General features: G+C 57.1%; 25 protein-coding genes. 14 read left to right on the forward strand and 11 right to left on the reverse strand.

The features are described 5' to 3' along the window. Positions 1 to 66: 66 nt before the first annotated feature. Complete coding sequence (gene znuA / locus ASF29_RS05380) at positions 67 to 1083, reverse strand: zinc ABC transporter substrate-binding protein ZnuA (RefSeq protein WP_062449307.1); 1017 nt, start codon at positions 1081 to 1083, stop codon at positions 67 to 69. A 103-nt stretch (positions 1084 to 1186) separates the two neighbouring features. Between znuA and znuC the strand changes: the two genes are divergently transcribed. The 3 genes from znuC to ASF29_RS05395 are packed head-to-tail and all read left to right on the forward strand — an operon-like array spanning position 1187 to position 3325. Then, positions 1187 to 2113, forward strand: a complete 927-nt coding sequence (gene znuC / locus ASF29_RS05385) for a zinc ABC transporter ATP-binding protein ZnuC (RefSeq protein WP_062449309.1) — start codon at positions 1187 to 1189, stop codon at positions 2111 to 2113. Further along, on the forward strand, positions 2106 to 2924 hold the full coding sequence (gene znuB / locus ASF29_RS05390) for a zinc ABC transporter permease subunit ZnuB (protein WP_062449311.1): 819 nt from the start codon (positions 2106 to 2108) through the stop codon (positions 2922 to 2924). Before znuC ends, znuB begins: the two co-directional genes overlap by 8 nt. Next, the gene (locus tag ASF29_RS05395) at positions 2921 to 3325 is read left to right on the forward strand and encodes a Fur family transcriptional regulator (RefSeq protein ID WP_062449313.1); all 405 of its coding nucleotides are present in this window, start codon (positions 2921 to 2923) and stop codon (positions 3323 to 3325) included. The genes znuB and ASF29_RS05395 overlap by 4 nt, the downstream gene beginning before the upstream one ends. Before the next feature lie 2 nt (positions 3326 to 3327). On the opposite strand, the gene ASF29_RS05400 is transcribed toward ASF29_RS05395, so the two are convergent. Beyond that, positions 3328 to 3855 (reverse strand): gamma carbonic anhydrase family protein, encoded by a 528-nt coding sequence (locus ASF29_RS05400; protein ID WP_062449315.1) that lies wholly within the window; start codon positions 3853 to 3855, stop codon positions 3328 to 3330. Positions 3856 to 3868: 13 nt separating this feature from the next. Next, complete coding sequence (locus tag ASF29_RS05405) at positions 3869 to 4558, reverse strand: fumarylacetoacetate hydrolase family protein (protein ID WP_062449317.1); 690 nt, start codon at positions 4556 to 4558, stop codon at positions 3869 to 3871. A 451-nt stretch (positions 4559 to 5009) separates the two neighbouring features. Between ASF29_RS05405 and ASF29_RS05410 the strand changes: the two genes are divergently transcribed. Both ASF29_RS05410 and dusA read left to right on the forward strand, forming a co-directional pair. Beyond that, positions 5010 to 5627 (forward strand): hypothetical protein, encoded by a 618-nt coding sequence (locus ASF29_RS05410; RefSeq protein WP_062449320.1) that lies wholly within the window; start codon positions 5010 to 5012, stop codon positions 5625 to 5627. A 571-nt stretch (positions 5628 to 6198) separates the two neighbouring features. Further along, positions 6199 to 7209: a tRNA dihydrouridine(20/20a) synthase DusA gene (dusA, locus tag ASF29_RS05420; protein ID WP_062449323.1), complete on the forward strand. Its 1011-nt coding sequence runs from the start codon at positions 6199 to 6201 to the stop codon at positions 7207 to 7209. Between the two features lie 21 nt (positions 7210 to 7230). Here the strand turns inward: dusA and ASF29_RS05425 are convergent, their stop codons facing one another. Beyond that, entirely contained in the window at positions 7231 to 8031 is an 801-nt protein-coding gene (locus ASF29_RS05425) for a DUF72 domain-containing protein (RefSeq protein WP_062449325.1), read from the reverse strand. A 44-nt stretch (positions 8032 to 8075) separates the two neighbouring features. Then, positions 8076 to 10997, reverse strand: a complete 2922-nt coding sequence (gene uvrA, locus ASF29_RS05430) for an excinuclease ABC subunit UvrA (RefSeq protein ID WP_062449327.1) — start codon at positions 10995 to 10997, stop codon at positions 8076 to 8078. A 292-nt stretch (positions 10998 to 11289) separates the two neighbouring features. Here uvrA and ASF29_RS05435 point away from each other — a divergent pair, with 292 nt between their 5' ends. Both ASF29_RS05435 and ASF29_RS05440 read left to right on the forward strand, forming a co-directional pair. Continuing rightward, entirely contained in the window at positions 11290 to 11829 is a 540-nt protein-coding gene (locus ASF29_RS05435) for a single-stranded DNA-binding protein (RefSeq protein WP_062449404.1), read from the forward strand. A gap of 28 nt (positions 11830 to 11857) precedes the next feature. Beyond that, on the forward strand, positions 11858 to 12115 hold the full coding sequence (locus ASF29_RS05440; protein ID WP_062449329.1) for a hypothetical protein: 258 nt from the start codon (positions 11858 to 11860) through the stop codon (positions 12113 to 12115). 142 nt (positions 12116 to 12257) lie between these two features. On the opposite strand, the gene ASF29_RS05445 is transcribed toward ASF29_RS05440, so the two are convergent. Both ASF29_RS05445 and ASF29_RS05450 read right to left on the reverse strand, forming a co-directional pair. Further along, positions 12258 to 13412, reverse strand: a complete 1155-nt coding sequence (locus tag ASF29_RS05445) for an HPP family protein (protein WP_062449331.1) — start codon at positions 13410 to 13412, stop codon at positions 12258 to 12260. A gap of 71 nt (positions 13413 to 13483) precedes the next feature. Further along, positions 13484 to 14113 carry a MarC family protein gene (locus ASF29_RS05450; protein WP_062449333.1) on the reverse strand — a complete coding sequence of 210 codons (630 nt, stop codon included), beginning with the start codon at positions 14111 to 14113 and terminating at the stop codon, positions 13484 to 13486. Positions 14114 to 14364: 251 nt separating this feature from the next. Here ASF29_RS05450 and gyrA point away from each other — a divergent pair, with 251 nt between their 5' ends. Further along, positions 14365 to 17172, forward strand: a complete 2808-nt coding sequence (gene gyrA, locus ASF29_RS05455; RefSeq protein WP_062449335.1) for a DNA gyrase subunit A — start codon at positions 14365 to 14367, stop codon at positions 17170 to 17172. Positions 17173 to 17290: 118 nt separating this feature from the next. Here the strand turns inward: gyrA and ASF29_RS05460 are convergent, their stop codons facing one another. Together ASF29_RS05460 and ASF29_RS05465 are read right to left on the reverse strand one after the other, a co-directional pair. Then, positions 17291 to 17554, reverse strand: coding sequence for a hypothetical protein (locus ASF29_RS05460; protein WP_062449337.1), 264 nt, complete (start codon positions 17552 to 17554; stop codon positions 17291 to 17293). A 90-nt stretch (positions 17555 to 17644) separates the two neighbouring features. Continuing rightward, on the reverse strand, positions 17645 to 19099 hold the full coding sequence (locus ASF29_RS05465) for a D-alanyl-D-alanine carboxypeptidase (RefSeq protein ID WP_082453390.1): 1455 nt from the start codon (positions 19097 to 19099) through the stop codon (positions 17645 to 17647). Between the two features lie 251 nt (positions 19100 to 19350). Here ASF29_RS05465 and ASF29_RS25080 point away from each other — a divergent pair, with 251 nt between their 5' ends. The 5 genes from ASF29_RS25080 to ASF29_RS05490 all read left to right on the forward strand — a co-directional run bounded on the left by ASF29_RS25080 (position 19351) and on the right by ASF29_RS05490 (position 22318). Further along, the gene (locus tag ASF29_RS25080) at positions 19351 to 19617 is read left to right on the forward strand and encodes a hypothetical protein (RefSeq protein ID WP_062449339.1); all 267 of its coding nucleotides are present in this window, start codon (positions 19351 to 19353) and stop codon (positions 19615 to 19617) included. Between the two features lie 21 nt (positions 19618 to 19638). After that, positions 19639 to 19896, forward strand: coding sequence for a hypothetical protein (locus tag ASF29_RS05475; protein WP_156462535.1), 258 nt, complete (start codon positions 19639 to 19641; stop codon positions 19894 to 19896). A 462-nt stretch (positions 19897 to 20358) separates the two neighbouring features. After that, complete coding sequence (locus tag ASF29_RS05480; RefSeq protein ID WP_062449341.1) at positions 20359 to 20721, forward strand: hypothetical protein; 363 nt, start codon at positions 20359 to 20361, stop codon at positions 20719 to 20721. Positions 20722 to 20856: 135 nt separating this feature from the next. Further along, a complete protein-coding gene (locus ASF29_RS05485; protein WP_062449343.1) occupies positions 20857 to 21837 on the forward strand; it encodes a zinc-binding dehydrogenase in 981 nt (326 codons plus the stop codon). Positions 21838 to 21964: 127 nt separating this feature from the next. Continuing rightward, the gene (locus tag ASF29_RS05490) at positions 21965 to 22318 is read left to right on the forward strand and encodes a DUF1304 domain-containing protein (RefSeq protein WP_200925514.1); all 354 of its coding nucleotides are present in this window, start codon (positions 21965 to 21967) and stop codon (positions 22316 to 22318) included. 1 nt (position 22319) lies between these two features. Here ASF29_RS05490 and ASF29_RS05495 read toward each other — a convergent pair whose 3' ends face one another. After that, a complete protein-coding gene (locus ASF29_RS05495; RefSeq protein WP_156462536.1) occupies positions 22320 to 22490 on the reverse strand; it encodes a hypothetical protein in 171 nt (56 codons plus the stop codon). 99 nt (positions 22491 to 22589) lie between these two features. Then, positions 22590 to 23477 carry a LysR family transcriptional regulator gene (locus ASF29_RS05500; protein ID WP_062449347.1) on the reverse strand — a complete coding sequence of 296 codons (888 nt, stop codon included), beginning with the start codon at positions 23475 to 23477 and terminating at the stop codon, positions 22590 to 22592. Between the two features lie 96 nt (positions 23478 to 23573). Between ASF29_RS05500 and ASF29_RS05505 the strand changes: the two genes are divergently transcribed. Next, positions 23574 to 24323: a sulfite exporter TauE/SafE family protein gene (locus ASF29_RS05505; RefSeq protein WP_062449349.1), complete on the forward strand. Its 750-nt coding sequence runs from the start codon at positions 23574 to 23576 to the stop codon at positions 24321 to 24323. Positions 24324 to 24365: the final 42 nt, after the last annotated feature.

The following is a 24365-nucleotide window of genomic DNA, read 5'->3' on the forward strand; positions in this document are numbered from 1 at the left end:
TGGACAGGTTCCATGGCCGCATTTTTTTGTCGGTGGTGGCTTGGCTTCAATATTTGCGGCCAGCAATCACGAAAGGCAGTCTTTCAGCGATGTCGCAATGCCGCGCATCAGCTTGAAGTAAAGGTCTGGCCCGGCCTCCAGCGTTCCGGCTTCAGGATCGAGCGTCGCGGACTTGGCATTGGTGCCTTCGATAACGACGTTGACCAGCTTCGGCTCGAACTGTGGTTCGGCGAAGACGCAGGTGGCGTTCAGCTCTTTCACCTTGGCGTGAATTTGCTTGATGCGATCTGCGCCGGGAATGTTTTCCGGGCTGACGGTGATCGAGCCCGCCGTCTTCACGCCGTAGCGATGTTCGAAATACTGATAGGCATCATGGAAGACAATGAATGGCTTATCCTTGATGGGCGCCACGGTTGCGGTGATTTCCTTATCCAGCGCATCGAGATTATCCACCAGCTTCTTGGTGTTATCCTGATAGACCTGCGCATTGGCCGGATCGGCGGTCATCAATGTCTTTTCGATCTCGACAGCCATGGCCTTGGCATTGGTAGGGTCGAGCCAGAGATGCATGTCGAACTCGCCGTGGTCATGGTCATGACCATCTGCGTGCTCATGTTCGTGCTCATGTTTGTGCTCGTGCTTGTGCTCGCCCTCATGGCTGTGATCATGGCCAGCTTCTTCCGCGTGGTCGTGGCCTTCATGGTCGCCATGGTCATGCGCTTCGAAAGGACCACCTTCGCGGAAGGGCAGCTTCTCGATACCCTGGGCATCATCCAGCTCCACCACGGTTGCCTTGCCTGCGAGAGATTGCAGCGGCTTTTCCAGGAATTTTTCAAGGCCATCGCCCACCCAGAACACCACGTCGGCACTTTCGATCGCCCGCGCATTGGAAGGCTTGAGGCTGTAGGTGTGCGGAGATGCGCCGCCATCGACAATCAGCTTCGGCTCTGCCACGCCCTGCATGATGGCGGCGACGAGGGAATGGATCGGCTTGATCGACACCACCACATTGGGCGCGGCCATGGCGTTGGAAGACGCAATCATGGCTGCGGAGGCCAGAAGAAGCGTGGCGAGTGATTTCATGCGGTATGCTCCACTTGTATGGATTTGTTATGTTATTACATATGTTGCGTAACGCTATAACGTATGCAATAGCCATAGGCAACACCGACAATCGGAAAAACACATGCTTCATTCCCCAACCAAAAGTGACGGACATCTCGTCTCCCTTTCCAATGCGGGCGTGAGACGAAGCGGTCGCTGGCTGGTGCGTGGCGTAGAGTTTTCCGTCAGCCGTGGCGAGATCGTGACGCTGATCGGCCCGAACGGTTCCGGCAAATCCACCAGCGCCAAAATGGCGACGGGCGTGCTGAAACCGGATGAGGGAAACGTCTCGCGCATTGCCGGATTGAAGGTCGGCTATGTCCCGCAAAAACTATCCGTCGATTGGACCATGCCGCTGACCGTGCGCCGCTTGATGACGCTGACCGGCCAATTGCCGGCGCGGGAAATCGATGCCGCTCTCAATGCCACCGGCATTACCCATCTGGCCAAGGCCGAAGTACAGCATCTCTCTGGCGGTGAGTTTCAGCGCGCGTTGCTTGCGCGCGCCATTGCCCGCAAGCCGGATTTGCTGGTTTTGGACGAGCCGGTGCAGGGGGTGGATTTCTCCGGCGAAATCGCGCTGTATGATCTTATCAAGAACATCCGCAATTCCACCGGCTGCGGCATTCTGCTGATTTCGCACGACCTGCATGTGGTGATGGCGGAGACCGATACGGTCATTTGCCTCAACGGCCATGTCTGCTGCCGCGGCACACCGCAGGCCGTCAGCCAAAGCCCTGAATATATGAAATTGTTCGGCGGAATGGCTGGACGCGGGCTTGCGGTCTACAGCCACCACCATGACCACACCCATCTGCCGGATGGACGCGTGCAGCATGCCGATGGTTCGGTAACGGATCATTGCCACCCGGAAGACGGTCATCATCACGATGCGCATTCGCATGGCGACGACGATGCGTGTGGCTGCGGGCATGACCATCATGATCACAATCACGCTGACCACGATCATTCCCATGATCACCATGCCCATGGAGAAAAGCATGTTTGACGATTTCTTCGTGCGGGCCATGGTTGCCGGTGTTGGCGTCGCCCTGATGGCGGGCCCGTTGGGCTGTTTCGTTGTGTGGCGGCGAATGGCCTATTTCGGGGATACGATGGCGCATTCCGCCCTTCTTGGTGTGGCGCTGTCTTTGCTGTTTCAGCTGAACCTCATCGTCAGCGTCTTCATCGTCGCATCGCTGGTGTCGCTGCTGCTGCTGTTTCTGCAACGCCGTCAGGCTTTGTCGGCAGATGCGCTGCTGGGCATTCTTTCGCATTCGGCGCTCGCCTTCGGCCTCGTCATCGTCGCTTTCATGACGTGGGTGCGCATAGACCTCGTTGCCTTCTTGTTCGGCGATATTCTGGCGGTTTCCGTCTCGGATATCTATCTCATCTGGGGTGGTGGCGTGGTGGTGCTGTTTGCCATCGCCTATCTGTGGAAGCCGCTACTGGCCTCTACCGTCAATGCCGAACTGGCGGAGGCGGAGGGCATGCGGCCGGAGCGTTCCAAGCTGCTGTTCATGCTGCTGATGGCGCTCGTCATCGCCATCGCCATGAAGATCGTCGGCATCATGCTGATCACCTCGCTGCTGATCATTCCAGCAGCCACCGCGCGCCGTTTTTCCTCCACGCCGGAAATCATGGCCGTGCTGGCATCTGTCATCGGCGCGGTGGCCGTGTTTGGCGGGTTGATGGGCTCGCTGCATTACGACACGCCATCCGGCCCATCCATCGTCGTTGCCGCCGTTATGCTTTTCATCTTGAGTCTTCTGCCCGCGCCGAAACTGGCGCGAAAGGCAGAGCAAGGAGGCCGTCCATGACCACTCAGAACCTCACGCGCAACCAGTCTCTGGTTTATGATGCGCTGACCCGCTCGCAGGCACCGCTCAGCGCCTATGTCATTCTCGACAAGCTGCGTGACGCGGGCTTTCGCGCGCCACTACAGGTCTATCGCGCGCTGGAAAAGCTGATTGAATTCGGTCTCGTGCACCGGTTGGAAAGTCTCAACGCTTTCGTTGCCTGCTCACACACCAAGTCGGATTGCTGCACGCATCATCACGGCACTGTGGCCTTTGCCATCTGCAACGCCTGCGGACAGGTGACGGAGTTCCACGATCACGAAATCGATCACCGTCTGGGCGATTGGGTGAAAAGCAAGAAGTTCAAGGCGGAAAAGACGACGATAGAAATTCGCGGCCTCTGCGAAGCCTGCGCAGCCTGACGTCAGAGCGGCTGCAAGTCCCTGGCGAAGCGCTGCCAGTTGCGGACATAGTTCTCCGCCGACTTCTTCAAGCCCTCGACTGCCTTGTCATCCAGTGTGCGGATGGCGCGGGCAGGCGAGCCGACGATCAGTGAATTGTCGGGAAATTCCTTACCCTCAGTCACCAGCGCATTGGCTCCAACAAGACAGTTTCTGCCGATCTTCGCGCCGTTCAACACGGTAGCACCCATGCCGACCAGCGAGTTGTCACCAATCGTGCAGCCGTGGATGATGGCATGGTGGCCGATGGTGCAGCCTTCTCCAATGATGGCCGGAAAGCCGGGATCGGCATGCACCATCACGCCCTCCTGAATATTGCTGCCGCGACCGACGGTGATGGGCTCATTATCACCGCGCAGCGTCGCGCCAAACCATATGCCGACATCCTCACCAAGCTTGACGGACCCGATGACGTTGGCATCGGGCGCCACCCAGTAGCGATCTGGGGCAGGGGTTTGCGGCATACGTTCGTCAAGGCGGTAAAGCGGCATATCTTATCCTCGCTTAAGCGATTTTTACGGACAGCGTTCCAACACCATCCACGCCGCAATCGATCCGGTCGCCGGAGACGATAGCGCCGACACCCGCCGGTGTACCCGTCATGATGACATCGCCTGCTGCCAGTGTGAAGAGCTTGGAAAGCTCAGCAATGATCTCCGCCGTCTTCCAGATCATCTGGTCGAGATCACCCGACTGCTTGCGCTCGCTATTAACCTCCAGCCAGACCGCGCCCTTCGCCGGGTGGCCGATTTTGGAAGCCGGGACGAGCGGGGAGACTGGCGCGGAAAACTCGAATGCCTTGGCGCTTTCCCAGGAACGGCCCATTTTCTTCAACGCATCCTGCATGTCACGGCGCGTCATATCGATGCCGACACCATAACCCCAGACATGCTCCAGCGCGTCGTCGACGGAAATGTCCGAGCCGCCGCTTTTCAGCGCAACCACGCATTCCACTTCGTAGTGCACATTCGAGGAGAGCGCCGGATAAGGAAAGTCATTGCCCGCAGGCAGCAGATTGTCCGCATTCTTCTGGAAGAAGAAAGGCGGCTCGCGCGAGGGATCGTGGCCCATTTCGATGGCGTGGTCGGCATAATTGCGCCCGACACAATAGACCCGGCGCACCGGAAAAGTTTCGTCGGTGCCTTCAACCGGCATCAAAACAGTGGGTGGAACGGGAATGACGGTCGCGGACATGGGTTTGGCTCCTGATTTCAGGTGATGTTTGTCCCGCGATTCTGCCGGGATTTCCAGTTTAAAATCTGCGCAGGCAGAAAACTGGCATTATTGCCCGCATTGCGGTAGAAGCCCCGCAGAAAGAGGTTTCGCAATCCATGTATAAGCACGCACTCGCAACCGACGGCAAGATTTTCGCCGTGGCACCCATGATCGACTGGACGACTCGTTTTTAAGTAATTGAATTTGTTAATAAAATTATTTCCAAACTCGCCATGGTGCAGTTTTGGTGCAGTTGACGCCAAGCGACAGGTGCAGGTTCAACTGATGGTCGCCAGAGGCCGAGCGTGATGGGGAGTGTCTGGGGGTAGCGGGCAGTGGCGGAAAACCTGCCCGCTGTAGGGGATGTCGCTGTGGGATTTAGTCAGGCTTCTGTGGTTGGTGCAGTCGGCTTCCCCGATGGAGATTATGAATGAAAGACCTTCAAGCTGCGACGGATCGCTTGTTCCGAGATTACCTCCGGCACTGCCAAGCGCCGAACGAGGATACACTTTTCCATTTCCTGAATTCGTTACACAGCTTCAGTGATAAGCTCGGACGGCACAGGAAAGGCGGCCTTCACAGCTCCCCGAGTTTCATCGGGCTGAAAGCTCTGAGAAATCTCTTCCACCACGAGGCGGAGCTTCTCAGCAAGATTAGTGTCGCAACGGATTTCGTTCAGCCGATTGTGGTTGAGCTAATGCGCGTCTGTCTGGTTGATCGTTCGCTTATTGAGCGGGCAGCCTCAGCTGAGGCCAAGCAGGCGGCGAAGTTCAAAAGGGAGCCGGGAGATGTCGCAGGGGCATTCAATTGGTACGGGCAGATCGTCGATATAGAGCCCGCCATCTTCAACGTGGCGGTCGATGCTTATGACGCGATCCAGGAGATTGATATCTCACCTTGGTCCGAGGCATTTCAGCGGTTTGAGGCGAGCTATGAGTACGATGAGGAGAATGGCTTTGAACATCGCGTGACAGGCAGAATTTCCTGCCACGCGGGTAGCGTTAGCGAACTTCTACGCAAGATGCATGAAGCGGCTACCGAGGGATAATCGCTAGTTAGGTATCGACAGCTGCCCAGAATTAGTCCCCCTCACGTTCCCAACCAGGCATAGAATAGAAGCCGGGTTTGTGCATCTTGACGATCCCACGCGTCACGAGGCTGTCCAGGCTGCGTTGAATCTCTTCCAAAGTCCGACCGCCCAGGCCGTATGAATAGTGGTGCTGCGTACCTTCCCCGATGTACGTGTACCCGCCATCCTCTATCCACTTCACTAGCGCTTTCTGCACCCCACCAAGCCTAGCCGTTTTGAGCCCGTAGCTTGGTGTAGTCTTAGCTGCTGTACCTTCCACAATCCTTTCCTAGGCGGCTCATGGCCGCGTCTGTTGGTGTCAGCACCGATAGTACAGCACCAGGTTTCCACTATTCAACAAATCGTTGAATAGACACGATGAATGGTGCAGTTAGCGAAAATATTGGTGCAGTGGTGGTGCAGTAGACGGTGCAGTTGGGAAATTACCCGAAGACCACCGCCAATGGATTCAAATGGTTAGACGTGTTAGAGAGTGGCCTAAAATGGCCGTGGTGCAACATGGTCTTGCGTGGTGCAATTGTGGATTACCATGAAAAATCAATATCTTAAGCGCGAAAAAATCTTCGCGGTCGCCCCGATGATCGACTGGACGGATACAAGGTGTCGCTTTTTGCACCGGCAACTGTCTAGCCATGCGCTGCTTTACACGGAAATGATCGTGGCCGATGCGATCATTCATGGTCAGCGGGACAAGTTGCTGGCGTATCACGAACAGGAACATCCCGTAGCGCTCCAGCTCGGTGGGTCTGATCCGGCGAAGCTTGTCGAAGCGGTGAAGATTGCCGGCGACTATGGCTATGATGAAAACAACCTCAATGTCGGCTGCCCGTCCGACCGGGTGCAGTCTGGCGCCTTCGGCGCTTGCCTGATGCGTGAGCCGGAAACGGTCGCCCGTTGCGTGGAGGCGATGAAAGCCGTGGCAACCGTGCCGGTGACGGTCAAATGCCGGATCGGCGTGGATGATCAGGAACCGGAGACGGTGCTGCCGGACTTTATTGCGCGTGTTGTCGCGGCTGGCGCAGATGCGGTTTGGATCCATGCGCGGAAGGCTTGGCTGCAGGGCCTGTCACCAAAAGAAAACCGCGATGTGCCGCCACTCGATTACGAGCTCGTCTACCGCATGAAGCAGGCAAACCCCAATGTCTTTATTGGCATCAATGGCGGTATCACTGACCTCGATCAGGCCGAGGAGCATCTGAAGCATGTGGATGGTGTGATGCTGGGCCGTGCGGCCTATCACAACACATCCATTCTGGCCGATGTCGATCACCGCATTTACGAAAAAGCGGCAACCGCACCGGACTGGATGAGATTGCGCGACACGATGATGGATTATGCGCAGGATTACATCGACAAGGGCGGGCGGCTGAACCATGTCACCCGCCATATGGTCGGGCTGTTTCAGGGGCTGCCGGGCGCACGCCGCTTCCGCCAGATCCTCTCCAGCGACGCGACACGCCCCGGTGCCGGGCCAGAGGTGATCGCCGCAGCATTCGCCGCTATCAATTTTGATGCAAGCTCGGACAGCATCGCTGTCTAAGTCGAGCCCAGACTTTGTTGGCTAGACCAGCGTCTGCAACAATTGCGCACCATTGGGCGCATTGACCTTGCCGCCGGTGATGAAGAAGGCGAAGACATCGCGCGCCGTCTCCGCCGCTTTGCGATCCGGCGCGATCAATGGCAGGTCATCCGGCACGCCGCCGCCCGCATAGGTCTGAAGGCGTTTGCCCCAGCCCTTAACGTCTTTTTCGGGATAGCAGGTCTCGATATCGTCCTCGCCCTTTTGCAGGCGGCAATAGACGAAATCCGCGGTCACATCCGGCAACATCGGGTAGTCGTAATGATCTGCGCAGACCACGGCAACCTTATGCTTGGCCAGTAGCTCGATAAACTCGGGCACCTGAAAACTGGGATTGCGGACTTCAACGACATGCTGAAGTGTCAACCCATCCTGCTTCTCCGGCAGAAGCGCCAGGAAGGCGGCAAAGTCATCCGGCTCGAATTTCTTCGTCGGCGCAAACTGCCAGAGGATCGGACCGAGATGATCGCCAAGCTCTGTCAGTCCCTGCGTCAGGAACTTGGTCATCGATTCACCGGCCTCGGCCAGCACTTTGCGATTGGTCACGAAGCGGCTGGCCTTCAGCGAAAAGACGAAACCTTCAGGCACTTCCGATGCCCATTTGGCAAAGGTCTCTGGCTTCTGGCTACCATAATAGGTGCCGTTGACTTCGATGGCTTTGAGCAGGCTGCTGGCATGTTCCAGCTGGCGTCGCTTCGGCAGTTTGTCAGGATAAAATGTGCCTTCCCATGGCTCGAAGGTCCAGCCGCCAATGCCGGTGCGGATCGTGCCTGTCTTGCTCATTCTAGCCTCCCGTCTACGTCGCTATTATATGTTAGTCTGGTCGATCACTCTGCCGCCTGAACCTTCTTGTCCGTGCGGCGCTCCAGCAGTTCTTTCAGGAAGTGGCCCGTATAGGACCGCTTTTCCTTGACGATCTGCTCCGGCGTGCCAGTCGCGACGACTTCGCCGCCGCCCGTGCCGCCTTCGGGACCGATATCGATCACCCAGTCCGCTGTCTTGATGACCTCGAGATTATGCTCGATGACGACGACGGAGTTGCCCTGATTGACCAGCTCATGCAGCATTTCCAGAAGCTTGTTGACGTCATGGAAATGCAGGCCGGTGGTCGGCTCATCGAGAATATAGAGCGTGCGACCGGTCGAGCGTTTCGACAGCTCCTTGGCCAGCTTCACGCGCTGCGCTTCGCCGCCTGACAGAGTATTCGCCTGCTGACCGACCTTTATGTAGCCGAGGCCGACATCAAAGAGTGATTGCAGCTTGTCCCGCACCGCTGGAACGGCGGAGAAGAACTCGACGCCTTCCTCGACCGTCATGTCGAGTACATCGGCAATCGACTTGCTCTTGAAGGTTACATCTAGCGTTTCGCGATTGTAGCGTTTGCCATGGCAGACATCGCAAGTGACATAGACGTCCGGAAGGAAGTGCATCTCGATCTTGATGACGCCATCGCCCTGGCAGGCTTCGCAGCGACCGCCCTTTACGTTGAAGGAAAAGCGGCCCGGTGCATAACCGCGCGCCTTGGCTTCCGGCAGGCCGGCAAACCAGTCACGGATCGGCGTGAATGCGCCTGTATAGGTGGCCGGGTTGGAGCGCGGCGTGCGGCCAATGGGCGACTGGTCGATATCGATGACCTTGTCGATGAATTCGAAGCCGTCAATGCGATCATGATCCGCCGGAATTTCACGAGCGCCCATGACGCGACGGGCGGCAGACTTATACAGCGTCTCGATCAAGAAGGTCGACTTGCCGCCTCCGGACACGCCGGTCACCGCCGTGAAAACGCCAAGCGGAACGGATGCGGTGACATTTTTGAGGTTGTTGCCGCGCGCGCCGACGACCTTGATCTCTTTGCCCTTTTTTGGCTTCCGGCGTTCTGACGGAACAGCCACGCCCAACTCGCCGGACAGGTATTTGCCCGTCAGTGACTTCGGGTTGGCCATCACCTCCTGCGGCGTGCCCTCGGCAATGACTTCGCCGCCATGAATACCTGCGGCAGGGCCGATATCGACAACGTAATCCGCCGTCAGAATGGCGTCTTCGTCATGCTCGACCACGATCACCGTATTACCGATATCGCGCAGATGCTTGAGCGTATCCAAGAGACGGGCATTATCGCGCTGGTGCAGGCCGATGGAGGGTTCGTCCAGAACATAGAGAACGCCTGTCAGGCCCGAGCCGATCTGCGAGGCCAGCCGAATACGCTGGCTCTCGCCACCAGACAGGGTGCCGGAATTGCGTGACAGGCTGAGATAGTCCAGCCCGACATCATTCAAGAAGCGCAGGCGCTCACGGATTTCCTTCAAGATACGGACGGCAATTTCATTCTGCTTGGCATTCAGTGATTCAGGCAGGACTTCGAACCAGTCGCGCGCGACCTTGATCGACATTTCGGTGACCTGGCCGATATGCTTCTTGTTGATTTTTACCGCCAGCGCTTCAGGCTTCAGGCGATAACCGGCGCAGGCCGGGCAGGGGGCTGCCGACATGTAGCGTTCAATTTCCTCGCGCGCCCAGGCACTGTCGGTTTCCTTCCAGCGGCGCTCGAGGTTTGGAAGGATGCCTTCAAAATTCTTGACCGTCTTGTAGGAGCGAGCGCCATCCTGATACTGGAACTCGATCTTCTCATCCGTTCCGTTCAGGATCGCCTTCTTGGCCGTATCCGACAGCTCGTTCCAACGGCTGGAAAGCTTGAAGCCAAAGGCTTTGCCGAGCGCTTCCAGAGTCTGATTATAATAGGGCGAAGAGGACTTAGCCCAAGGTGCCACGGCACCACCTTTCAACGTGCGCGCAGGCTCCGGCACGATGAGCGCGATATCTACCTTCTGCTGGGAGCCGAGGCCATCGCAAGTCGGGCAGGCACCGAAAGGATTGTTGAAGGAAAACAGGCGCGGCTCGATCTCGGAGATCGTGAAACCCGATACGGGGCAGGCGAATTTTTCCGAGAACAGCACCCGCTCATGGGTTTCGTTGAGCGACTTGTTGGCTGATCCGCCCGCTGACGTTTCTTCCGGCGGTAGAGGCTTGTCGGCAAATTCCGCGACGGCCAGACCGTCCGCAAGCTTCAAACAGGTCTCAAGACTGTCTGCCAGACGCGCGGCCATGTCCGGGCGTACCACGGCGCGGTCAACGACGACGTCGATATCGTGCTTGTATTTCTTGTCCAGTGCCGGAACATCAGCAATCTCGTAAAACTGTCCGTCCACCTTCACGCGCTGGAAGCCCTTCTTCATCAGCTCGGCCAGCTCTTTCTTATATTCGCCCTTACGCCCCCTGATCATGGGCGCGAGAATATAAAGCCGTGTTCCTTCCTCGAATGCGAGGATCCGGTCGACCATCTGACTGATCGTCTGGCTTTCGATTGGCAGGCCGGTCGCCGGTGAATAGGGAACACCGACGCGCGCAAACAGCAGGCGCATATAATCGTAGATCTCGGTGACAGTGCCGACCGTCGAGCGCGGATTGCGCGAGGTCGTCTTCTGTTCGATGGAGATGGCGGGCGACAGACCTTCGATCTGATCCACATCCGGCTTCTGCATCATCTCCAGAAACTGGCGTGCATAGGCCGACAGGCTCTCGACGTAGCGTCGCTGCCCTTCCGCATATATCGTATCGAAGGCGAGCGAAGACTTGCCGGAGCCCGACAGCCCGGTCATGACGATCAGCTTGTTGCGTGGCAAATCCAGATCGATGCCCTTGAGATTATGCTCGCGGGCACCACGGATCGAAATCGTCTTTAATTCACTCATGAGATGGCTCGGAAATACTCGTTGGGAGGCGTTGGCTCTTATGTAATGACGCAGAACGGTGTGTCGAGGTATATTAGGTAATTTGTGTCGGCTTTTCGCAGCGCTTGACTCACTGATGCAGCTTTAATAGAACAAAAGATGAACGATTGGCAAGTGGACGCGCGATGAAAGAACATTCCTTGTGGATTGTCGTTCCATCTGCTGCCCATGGTGTCGAACGATGGTCTATGGTGGCCTCAGATTTTGAACAGGATATATGCTGGCCATGAAGGCCGGTGGACAGGATGAGAAGATGGCTGGCAGCGTAAACAAGGTAATTTTGCTCGGAAACGTCGGTGCAGATCCGGAAATTCGCCGCACGCAGGATGGTCGCCCCATTGCGAATCTGCGTATCGCCACGTCCGAAAGCTGGCGCGACCGCAATTCCGGTGAGCGAAAAGAAAAGACCGAGTGGCACTCAGTCGTTGTCTTCAACGAAGGTCTTTGCAAGGTCATTGAGCAATATGTGAAGAAGGGCGCCAAACTCTACATCGAGGGCGCGCTTCAGACCCGCAAATGGCAGGACCAGACCGGCGCCGACCGTTATTCCACGGAAATCGTACTGCAGGGATTCAACTCCACGCTGACCATGCTCGATGGTCGCGGTGAGGGCGGTGGCGGCGGCGCAAGCCGTGGCGGAGACGATTTTGGCGGTGCGTCCTACGGTGGCGGCGGTGGTGGAAATTATGGCGGCGGCAACGACCAGCCATCGTCTTCTCGCGGCGGCGCTTCCCGTGGCGGCCAGCCTGCGGGCAACTTCTCCAATGATATGGATGACGACATTCCGTTCTGATTTTTAAATTTCAATTTAGGGGGCAAGCATGACAGAGACAGCAACACCTAGCAGTCAACCCGCTACATGGCGCATCGTACTTGCCTTCATATTGGATTTCTTTACGGCTTTTTGGGTCTTTGGCTTTCTGGTCGCGACCGTCTTCGGTGGGCGAACAGAAGACGGCTTCCAGCTTGACGGCATGCCAGCCCTTCTGTCCTTTGCCTTGATGGTCGCCTATTTCGTGGTCTTCAACAAGTTTCTCGGTGGCACCATCTGGAAGCGTATTTTGAAGGCGAAGCGGTAAGATGGCCTGATCGAAACGATCTGCGGCGGGTGATGCCCGTCGCTGTTTCCTTCTGAGCGATTACATGTTTCGAGGTCGGCAAAGGAAGACCGGCGGTTAGTCATTGTTCTGGCGTGAGGATTATACCAAGCGCGATCTTTCCTCAGTCGTTGTTTTCCGCCTTATCCGCCAGCATGCCCACCATCACATCCGATTGGGAAATGATCCCAGCTAGCTTGTTGTTGTCGTCAACGACCGGCAAGTAATGCAGGCCCTGTTCTGCCAGAATGATGATGGCATCTTCTATTGGCGTCTTGGGTGATACGGTTTTGACCGGCGCGGTCATGATATCTTTGACGGTTCCGTTCGGCGCGCTGCGTCCCGAAAATATTAGTCTGATGCGCTGAAGAAGACCGATGGTTGGGCGGCCACCTGTCCAGCTTGCTTTGTCGAGAAAATCCGTCTGCGTCACGATGCCGACGACTTCGGCATTGTCGTTGGTTACGGGGAGTGCCTTGAAATGATGGTTACGCATCAATGCGTGCGCGGTCTTCAGGGCATCGTCTGGAGCGACGCCCACCACGTCGCGGGACATGATGCTGGCGCAGTCGAGATGGGTGGCGCGACGGCGGTAGGAACGCAGTTCCGTGCGGCGCAGGATGGTTTCGAGGTCGTCGCGATCAATATCCAGAACCTGATCGAATTCTTTCAGAACATCATCGAGATCAGCGGATGAAAAGCCGATACGCTGTATCGGCGCGGGGTCTTTGGTGCCGTGACTGGCGGGCTGTGGTCTGAACGCGTGCGGGTAACGGCGGCCAGAGAGGTTGTTGAACAGCAGGGCCAGCGCCAAGAGCGCAATGGAGTTTCCGGCGACCGGCCAGAGGACGAAGCCGTAACCCAGATCATGAATGGATGCGCCACCGAGCACGGCGGTCAAGGCCACCGCGCCGGAAGGCGGATGGAGGCAGCGCAAGGCCATCATGGCGGCGATGGCGAGGCTGATCGCAATAGCAGCCGCCACGAATGGATTGGGGATCAACAGCGCAACGCTGACGCCTACTAAAGCAGAGACGATATTGCCACACAGGATAGACCATGGCTGAGCCAACGGACTGGAAGGCACGGCGAACAACAGGACGGCGGAGGCGCCCATGGGAGCGATCAGCGCGGGTAGGGCGGCACCACTGCCGACGGCCAGATGCCCGAGAAGACCCGTCACGAAAATACCGATCAGGGCACCACTAGCCGAGCGCAGGCGCTCTTTGTGGCTGATCGGCATGGCTTCCGGCACGATCAAACGCAACAGATTTCGCATTCCACAAACTCTCGAATCTCGGCGGGAGTGTGCGTTTTAACAGAAAAAGCCGCGTTGTCTTTACAGACCCGTCAGGATGCCATCGCGGATTTCACGCCGTCGACAACGAACTGAACCGAAAGCGCTGCCAGAAGCACGCCCAGCAAGCGTGTGAGGATGGCGCGGCCCGTATTGCCGAGAATGCGATCCAGCCTGTCGGCTGCAAGCAATGCGGCAAAGACCAGCAGCATGCTGAAGGCGAGCAGCAGGATAAAGATGATCTTCTCGAAGGTGGAGGGCAGGGAACCCGAAATCAGCACCGTTGCGGAGATCGCCCCCGGTCCGGCGATGAGCGGTAAAGCCAAAGGGAAGACGGCGATGTTCTGGATGTGGTCGAGCGTGATCGCCATTTCCGACGTCTTCTCTTTGCGTTCCTGTCGCTTCTCGAAGATCATCTCGAAAGCGATCCAGAACAGCAGAAGACCACCTGAAATGCGAAAAGCCCCCAGCGATATTCCCAGAAGTTCGAGAATGGACGAGCCGAAAAGCGCGAACATCGCCAGAATGCCGAAGGCGATGATCGAGCCGCGCAGGGCGACCTGGCCACGCTGCGCACGTGTCATACCGGCGGTCAGCGCGAGAAAGACCGGCGCGAGCCCCGGTGGATCCAGCGTCACCAGCATCGTCGTCAAAGCGTTGATCAGCAGTTCGGTGTTTGCCATGATGTCCCGTTCCGGCGCTTGACGACCCAGGCTATGTTATGGGTTTCAACGTCTTGTTTTGCGCAATGGTAGGTAAGTCCCGCCCCGTTTGAAACCCCGTCCGTGCCGTTTTCGGCAAGCACTTCGATAAAACTGTGTATCGTCTTGCAAATGACGCAAAAGACTGTTCATAACGGCGCTGGAAATTGGCGCTTTAGTGCTGTTTCCGCTATAAAAATCCATCCGATTCTTAACATAGAATGTGATCCGATTTGACTGACCAGAGCCCCCCAGGCGGCGGAAAGCTTCCGCCAGGCATTGAGCCGATTTCCATCATGGAGGAAATGCAGCGGTCGTATCTCGATTACGCCATGAGCGTTATCGTCAGCCGCGCACTTCCGGACGTTCGTGACGGACTGAAACCGGTGCATCGCCGTATTCTCTACGGCATGTCCGAACTCGGTATCGATTGGAACAAGAAATACGTAAAATGCGCCCGCGTAACCGGTGACGTGATGGGTAAATACCATCCGCACGGCAACTCGGCGATCTACGATGCGCTGGCGCGTATGGCGCAGGATTGGTCCTTGCGACTGCCGCTGATCGATGGCCAGGGCAACTTCGGCTCCATCGATGGTGATCCGCCAGCAGCCGAGCGTTACACCGAGTGTCGCCTTGAAAAGGCCGCGCATTCGCTGCTTGACGATCTCGACAAGGAAACCGTCGATTTCCGCGACAACTATGACGGCACGCTGTCCGAGCCCGTTGTCGTTCCGGCCAAGTTCCCGAACCTTCTGGTCAACGGAGCAGGCGGTATTGCCGTCGGTATGGCCACCAATATTCCGCCGCACAACCTTTCCGAAGTCATCGAGGGCTGCATTGCGCTCATCGACAGGCCGGAAATGGAACTGGCGGAAATGATGCAGATCATTCCAGGCCCGGACTTCCCGACAGGCGCTTTCATTCTCGGCCGTTCCGGCATTCGTTCTGCCTATGAGACAGGCCGTGGTTCCGTGATCATGCGCGGACGCGCCACCATCGAGCCAATGCGTGGCGACCGCGAGCAGATCATCATCACCGAAGTTCCCTTCCAGGTGAACAAGTCGTCGATGATCGAGAAGATGGCCGAACTGGTCAAGGACAAGCGCATCGAAGGCATTTCCGACCTTCGCGACGAATCCGACCGTCAGGGCTACCGCGTTGTGGTGGAACTGAAGCGTGATGCCAATGCCGAAGTCATTCTGAACCAGCTTTATCGCTACACACCTTTGCAGACCTCTTTCGGCTGCAACATGGTGGCTTTGAATGGCGGCAAGCCGGAGCAGATGACGCTTCTGGACATGCTGCGCGCCTTCGTTTCCTTCCGCGAAGAAGTCGTCAGCCGCCGTACGAAGTACCTGCTGCGCAAGGCGCGCGACCGCGCGCATGTCTTGGTCGGTCTGGCCATCGCAGTCGCCAATATCGATGAAGTCATTCGCGTGATCCGTCAGGCACCGGACCCGGCGACGGCGCGTGAACAGCTGATGACACGCCGCTGGCCTGCCTCGGATGTCGAAAGCCTGATCCTTCTGATCGACGATCCGCGCCACCGTATCAACGAAGACCTGACCTATAATCTATCAGAAGAGCAGGCGCGCGCTATTCTGGAACTGCGTCTTGCTCGCCTGACTGCTCTCGGTCGCGATGAAATCAGCGATGAGCTGAACAAGATCGGCGCCGAGATCAGCGAATATCTCGATATCCTGTCCTCTCGCATCCGCATCCAGCAGATCGTCAAGGACGAGCTCGCCGCTGTTCGTGACGAATTCGGCACGCCACGCCGCAGCGAGATCATGGAAGGCGGTCCCGACATGGACGATGAGGATCTCATCGCCCGCGAAGACATGGTCGTGACCGTATCGCATCTCGGATACATCAAGCGCGTTCCACTGGCGACCTACAAGGCGCAGCGTCGCGGCGGCAAGGGCCGCTCCGGCATGGCGACACGCGATGCGGATTTCGTCAACCGCCTGTTCGTAGCCAACACGCACACGCCGGTTCTGTTCTTCTCCTCGCGCGGCATCGTCTACAAGGAGAAGGTCTGGCGTCTGCCCATTGGTACACCGCAGTCCAAGGGCAAGGCTTTGATCAACATGCTGCCTCTCGAGGCAGGTGAACGCATCACCACCATCATGCCATTGCCGGAAGACGAGACGACGTGGGAAACGCTGGACGTTATGTTCTCGACCACGCGTGGAACGGTTCGCCGCAACAAGCTGTCGGACTTCGTTCAGGTCAACCGCAACGGCAAGATCGCCATGAAGCTGGACGAAGAGGGCGACGAAATCCTCTCTGTCGAAACCTGTACCGAACGGGACGACGTTCTGCTCACGACGGCTCTTGGTCAGTGCATTCGCTTCTCCGTGGATGATGTCCGCGTCTTCGCAGGCCGTAATTCGGTTGGCGTACGCGGTATCAACATGGGCGGGGGTGATCGCATCATCTCCATGACCATCGTTGGCAGCAGCGATGCCCAGCCATGGGAGCGCGCAGCCTACCTCAAGCGCTCTGCCTCCGAACGTCGTGCCGCCGGTGTTGACGAAGAAGATATTGCACTGGTTGGCGAAGAGGTTCTCGAAGAGGGCGATCTGAGTGAAGAGCGCTACCAGGAACTCAAGGCACGCGAACAGTTCGTGCTGACGGTTTCTGAAAAAGGCTTCGGCAAGCGCTCTTCGTCCTATGATTTCCGCACCTCGGGTCGTGGCGGCAAGGGCATTCGTGCCACCGATACGTCCAAGACGGGCGAAATCGGTGAACTGGTCGCGGCCTTCCCAGTCGAGGACAACGATCAGATCATGCTGGTTTCCGACGGTGGGCAGCTGATCCGCGTGCCGGTGAACGGCATCCGCGTCGCCAGCCGCGCCACCAAGGGCGTTACGATCTTCTCGACTGCAAAGGACGAAAAGGTCGTGTCTGTCGAGCGTATCAACGAGCCTGAAGGCGAAGACGAGGTCGAATCCCTCGGTGAAGCCGAAGCCGACGCGCTCGTTGCCGACACAGATACCTCGGCGACCGATACGACGCCAGAAAGCGATAGCTGAGACTGATAGCAAACGGCGGATGACATCCGTCCGCCGTTCGTCCAGGCGAGTACACCAGACAAGAAAAAGCCCTGCGGAACCGATGTTTCGCAGGGCTTTTTTTGTGGATTGTCGGTCTTCAACGAAGACGCATATGAATGGCGCCACGTCCGGAACGGGAAGCGATATGCAGGTGAATCTTCGCTTCCGGCTGATTGCTGCGCCAGGCGCGTGCACCGTGGCAAAGCAGGAGATTGACCAGATCGCGCGTTTTGTGTCGCGATTTGTTCAGGCCGAGATCGGCGATTCTCATCGCCGCCTCGTGGATCGGATGCAGAACCGAAAGGCTTTGCTGTCTGCCTTTGCCGTCTGCAAAGTTCGAATAATTTTCGTTGATCGCCATCTGGAAACCCTCGTTACACAATACAATTCGAGGAGAAGAACCGGTAATTCGAATTTTCATGCCACTACCGGTCCCGATACCGTCTGTCGCTTACTGGAGAGAAGCCCAGCAGCTAATGCCCTTCTTTTTCAAAGCGTTGCAGGCATTGACCGCTTCGTTCTGACCGCCGAAGCCGCCGAAACGTGCGCGATACATTTGTGAGCCGTCCTTGCTGAAGGCCACAGTGAAAGGCTTGGCCGCACGCAGCAGGCTGCCACCCTTATCCTGCGCCGCCTGAAGCAGATTGCGTGCGGAGCCTTCATCCGGCGAAGCACCAATCTGGATTACCCAGCCAGCGCTGGCGGATGTTGCAGGAGCAGGGGCCGTGGACGCAGTGACGATGTTGTCAACCTTGGTCGAGTTGGTCACAAGCGAACGATCCGGCTTCATGTTGACGGGCGGAACGGCACGGGCCTGAGACTTCGGACGTGTCACAACATCCATTGCGTTGACAGCGGCATTGGCCTGTGTCGGAGCAAAGGCAGACATCGGCGCTTCGTCGGCATAACGAGCCTGTGGAACAGGACCGTCGTTCGGCAGACCGCCAGCAGACGATGTTGCGGCGACGACAGCCTGCGGCTCTTCAACCGGTGCGGAGGCTGATGCAGCAATGAGATTGCTGTTGGCACCGCGGGATGCCTTTGGAAGATATTCGGCTACCAGTTTGCGCATCGTGGCATCACGAGCAGCGCTGGAACGACCACCGAGAACAACGGCAACGATGGAACGACCATCGAGTTGCGCGGATGTTGCAAGGTTGCTGCCTGCAGCGCGTGTGTAACCGGTCTTGATACCATCAACGCCGCGAACTGTGCCGACGAGACGGTTATGATTGCCGATGACCTGCTTGCCGAAGGTGAAGGTGCGGGTATTGAAATAACCGTAATACTGCGGAAAGTGCTGACGCAGGGCGACGCTGAGGCGGGCCTGATCGCGGGCTGTCGTCATCTGCGCCGTATTCGGCAGACCGTGCGCATTGCGATAGGTCGTTCGGGTCATACCGAGCGCCCGTGCTTTTGCCGTCATGATACGGCCGAAACGTTCTTCGTTACCGCCAAGATATTCACCAAGAGCTGTGGCGACATCGTTTGCAGAACGCGTCACCAGAGCGAGGATGGCCTGCTCGACGGTAACCGAACCGCCAGCGCGTACACCAAGCTTGGACGGAGGCTCTTTGGCTGCATTCGCAGAAATCGGAACCTTCGAATCGAGCGAGATACGACCGGAATTCAGTGCTTCGAACGTCAGGTAAAGCGTCATCATCTTCGTCAGCGACGCGGGATAGCGCAAACCATCTGCATCTTCGCTATAAAGAACCTTACCCGTCTTGGCATCCAGAACGATACCCGCATATTTGGGGTCGGCCTTTGCAATCTGCGTGGTGGCGGTCGTTGCCGTCGCCATGGCCATCGCAAACACGCATACCTTCACGAAAGACTTGGCGCTTACCGCCTTGTCGAGTGCCTCAGATAGTTTTTTCAACACGGTTGAACTCATTAATCGCATGCCACTGTTCCGTCCGACACGCCCCGCCAGACTTTTCACCCGCCAACTTTAGAGTGATGGCGTTACCAAGTGGTTTATGAATGGTATCTGAAGCCGATAAAATGCGGCTCTTGATCATTTGCGGCACAGGATGACCCGCGCTAATCGTGCAGCCCGATCCATTTCGAAGCAGGGAAGGCTGTGTGCCGCAGAGATTGCGTATTGAACTCCCACTTCACGATTGCTACCTGTCGCCAAACGAAGGATGAACCATGGCCTCACGCGATCGATATTCCCGAAAGCTCGAATGTTCGAAATGCGGCCATTCAGGTTTTGCAGAAGCATCAGAAAAGGACGAGAAGCAAAACCCGGATGTGGATTTTCGCATTGATGAAATGCCCGCTGGCTTTCGCGCTGAACGTCCGTCCGGCAATCCGGCGGAATATATGATACGGTGCGCGCAATGCGGCAATATTTTCCGCTTTGCACAGAAGGTGGCCTACGCCCCCGGTGGCGAGCCACGATATAGTCAACGCTGAACGTCCAAGCCCGAGAGTTCAATGACCGTTGTCGACAACAAGAAGAATGAGAGACCGCCGCGCAGGAAGCCACTCTGGCCTTGGCTGCTTCTTTTGATCATGACGCTTCTGGCGATCTATGCCTGGGACCGGGCAACTGAACTGTTCAACGACTTTTCAAGAAACATGCCCGCAGCGGTAATCGAGCTTTTCGAAGACTTGCTTCGGGAAGATCACCGCAATGTCCGGCCAGCACCCGGCGTGGACGTGAGTGTGCCGGTCAATCGGCTCATTCTGTGATATCTGGCTCATAACAAAAAAGCCCCGCATGGCGGGGCAGGTTGGTCGCTCGGGGAAAAGTCGGGCATAGCCCTGGAGCGATGTGCTTTCATAAATGATAAAGGGCAAGGACTGATAGTGCACATCATGCGCTAGCGGTACGCTTGAGCAGATTTGGTTGCCGCAAGACTTGCCGAAACACGCGCATAAAAAAAGCCCCACCAAAAGGCGGGGCCAAGCTGTTGCCTGATTGGCTTTCAGGACTTGGGAGCTCCTCCCGTGGAGGAAGCGATTCAGCCATAACGCAGCCTTGCCGGGGTGCGAAAGGCCAGTGTGGTGTCGAACGGTACGCCCTGTGGTTAAATTGCGCCGGCTGAAACACCCGTTTTAAGCGTTCAGCACTTGTTCATCACTATCGTGCCATTTTGACATCATATTGAGCCGCTACCTGAGAAAGGTTCGGCTCACATGGAGAAGCCCGCAATGAAAAAGATTCTTCTCACGGCCCTTGCCGGTGTTATCGCCAGTGGCGCGGTTCTTACCAGCGTTCAAACGGCATCCGCTCAATATTACGATGGTCCTTATCGATATGACCGACGCGGCCCTCCGCCTCCTCCTTATCGCGACCCTCCGCGCCGCCATAGGGATCATGATGGCAGAGTCATCGCCGGTGGTATCGCAGCGGGCGTTCTGGGCGGTTTGATCGGGGGCGCGTTGGCAAATAGCGGTCCGCGCTACGTAGAGCCACCACCACCCCCGCCACCAAGATGCTGGTTCGAAGATCGTCAGGTGCGAAACGCCTATGACGGCGGCTGGCACATGGAAAGCTTCCGCGTCTGCCAATAACGGACGCATTATAGATGTTTGAAAGCCGGCCTTTGGGTCGGCTTTTTTCGTTTCGCGTCGCGACGACGGCAAATTCATATCATCGCCTCATTGTTTGCGAAGGCTTGGCTGACGCTTTTTTGTAAAGGAAATCATATGCGCAGCGCGACACATGACGTTTTTGGCGAACCACAGGACGTACTCAAGCTGAAGGACGCGCCTGTTCCCGAACCGGGGCAGGGACAGTTGCGCATTCGCATGCTTTTGTCGCCCATCCACAATCATGATCTTTGGACGGTGCGTGGAAACTATGGCTACAAACCCACGCTTCCTGGTGCCATAGGCGGAAGCGAAGCCGTGGGTATCGTCGATGCGCTTGGTGACGGGGTAGATTCGTCATTACTGGGTAAAAGGGTCACGACCGCAGGCGTGCACGGATCCTGGGCCGAGTATTTTCTGGCACCGGCTGCAGGCGTCGTGCCCGTGCCGGAAACGATCACCGATGAAGCTGCGGCCCAGCTGATCGCCATGCCTTTCAGCTCCATCTCGCTTCTGGAATTTCTCGGCGCAAAGCCCGGCGACTGGATTGTCCAGAACACCGCCAACGGCGCAGTCGGCAAGGCAGTCGCCATGCTTGCGCAGGCGCGCGGCATTCATGTCGTCAATCTTGTCCGTCGCGACGAAGGCATAGACGAACTGGCGCAGCTCGGCATCGTCAATGGCGTATCGACAGCAGGCAAAGACTGGAAAGACAAGGTAAGGGCTTTGACCGGAGACCACCCGATCCGTGCGGGTGTAGACTCGATTGGTGGCGCAGCCAGCAACGATATTGCCGAGTTGCTCGGTGAAAACGGACTGCTGGTTTCCTTCGGCTCGATGACGGGCGACCCAATGCAGATTTCCTCTGGTCCCGTCATCTTCAAGCAACTGACGATCAAGGGTTTCTGGGGCAGCAAAGTCATCGGCTCTATGGCTCAGGAAGAGCGGCGCAGGTTGATCGGCGAACTCATAAAATATGTCGAAGCCGGAACGATCAAACTACCCGTCGAAGGCATTTACGACCTTGAGGACATCTCGCAGGCGGTCAAAGCCTCTCTGGCGTCAGGCAAGGCGGGAAAAGTTCTGCTGAAAGCCTGATCGAAAGAGGCGCGTAAAGCAGGATTCCGCTTCCGCGCCTCCACCTTTTGGTGCTACCTGTTGCAAAGACGTAAGCTGACGGCTGCTCGCATCCGGCGGACTTTCGATTTCCATTGGGAGATGCAACGTGATCGCCAATAGTCTCATCGTCATGATTGCTCTTCTGCAAATCTACATCATGATTTTGCAGATGGCGTTCTGGACGAAGCCCGCAGGCCGGAAAGCTTTCGGGCTGAAGCCTGACTTCGCTACAGCCAGTAAAACGCTGGCCGCCAATCAGGGGCTCTATAACGGTTTTTTGGCCGCAGGACTGATTTTCAGCCTTCTATATGAAAGCGCTGACAGACATGTGGCCATATTCTTTCTGACATGCGTCTTCGTCGCCGGCATATTCGGCGGCCTGACGGCGCATAGAAAAATCCTGGTCATACAGGCCGCACCGGCACTGGTTGCCATTCTCGCCGTGTTCGCCGGACTATAACTTATTTCGATGCTGCCGCGTGAAGCCGGGCGACGATGTAATCGTAGCTCTCCATCACCTGCACGCGCTCGTTTCCGGCTCTCAAGATAAGAGTGCCTTGCACCAGCGGCGAAATCTGCGTGACGTGGTCGAAGTTAATGGCGAATTTCTGATTGTTGCTGACTGCTGTCACTTCAATCCACATTATCAAAAGCCCTTAAAGAATCGTCGATGCGCACGTTATAAATGCACGCGTGAAAGTCGCAAACAATTTTGGCGGTGGACATGGCGCTTATCGAATGCCTTTAGCCAAATGCACCAGCAGGCTCCTTGCAGGGACGGTCAGCTCAGCCTCACTGCGAACGCAGACGGACAATTTGCGGGTTGCCCAATCGTCCTGAAGCCGGACCATCGCAATGCGAGCCGAACGTTTCAATCGACGCGCAGCTCTTTCCGGAACGATGCCGACGCCGATTCCCGCGCCTGCCATGCGGCAGATGCCATCGAAGTTGCGAAGTGCCACACGGACCTTGAGTTTCGCGCCGAGGCGGGCAGCCTGCATATCGAGATGCTGCTGCAAAGCACCATCCGTCAGCGCGATAAAATGCTCGCCCAACAGATCGGTAAAGCGAAGGGATGGTTTCTGCGCAAAGAGGTGATCCTGAGCGAAGACGGCAACCAGCCTGTCAACGGCGAAGGGCTTCAATGTCAGATCATCAGTCTCCACCGCACTGGAGAGTATGCCGATTTCCGCTGAGCCCGTGGTGACGCTGCGGGCGATATCGGTACTCTGTCGCTCCTGAAGGTCGATGTCGATTTGCGGGTTGGCAGCCATCCAGGGGGCGAGGCGTTGCGGCAGAAACTCGGTCATGGCAGCTGTGTTGGTGAGAATGCGCACGGTTGCACGCATGCCCTTGGCATAACGACCGAGGTCTCCGCGCATTTGCGCCATTTGGTGCAGAATGGTCCGTGCATGGTGGGCTAGTGCTTCGCCAGCTGCGGTGGGAACCACGCCCCGCCGCCCACGATGCAGCAACAGGACTTCGCCTGCGGCCTCCATATCCTGAAGCCTTTCACTGGCCGCGGGCAGGGATAGGCCAGCATCGCTTGCGCCATGGGTGATGCTGCCCGCATCAACCACGGCAACAAAAAGGCGAAGATCGATCAAGTCGAAGCGCATTTCATCGAGCCTCTCAAATCAGCCTTCGGTATAGCCGAAGTCACCGCTCGGCACATCCGCATTGTTTGCCGTCTGAAAGACGATATTCAAGAGGGCATGTCAGATTTTTCAGCTCCTGTGCTCGCCGCAATATTCGCAACATTCTTTGTCGCCGGTCTTGTGAAAGGCGTCAGCGGCTTGGGCCTGCCAACGGTGGCAATGGGTATTCTGGGAGCGCTGATTTCACCGCTGACTGCCGCAAGTCTGCTACTTGTCCCATCCTTCGTCACCAATGTCTGGCAGTTGCTGGCAGGGCCGAATTTTGGAAAGCTCTTGCGTCGATTTTGGCCCATGACGTTGGCTATCGTCGCAGGAACGGTGCTGGGCTCGGCATGGATTGCGCGCGGCGACACGGGCATCACGACTGCGCTGCTCGGCTTGGCACTCGTGGTCTACGCTGCCTATACCCTGTTTGCCCAAGAGCTCAATATAGCCGAAAATCTGGAGCCTTGGCTCTCGCCGCTCATCGGGGCTATCACCGGCATCGTCACTGGCGGAACCGGAGTATTCGTTATCCCCGCTGTGCCTTATCTTCAGGCGCTAGGCCTCAAAAAAGAGGAGCTGGTTCAAGCGCTTGGCTTGTCCTTCACCGTCTCGACAATCGCGCTAGCCATTGGGCTTGGAAGCCACGGCGCGTTTCAGTCCGGCAATCTCGCGATCTCGACCTTGGCCATTCTTCCAGCACTTGCAGGCATGTGGGTGGGCCAATGCGTACGCAACCGCATCAGCCCAAAAACCTTCCGCCGCTGGTTCCTCGTCAGCCTTCTCGTGCTGGGATGCGAAATGGCAATCAGGCCGTTTTTGTGACGGCTTTACAGATACTGATCACGGTGGCGAACATGGGGCAGG

It is taken from the genome of Rhizobium sp. Leaf262 (assembly GCF_001422245.1).
Classification (GTDB): domain Bacteria; phylum Pseudomonadota; class Alphaproteobacteria; order Rhizobiales; family Rhizobiaceae; genus Agrobacterium.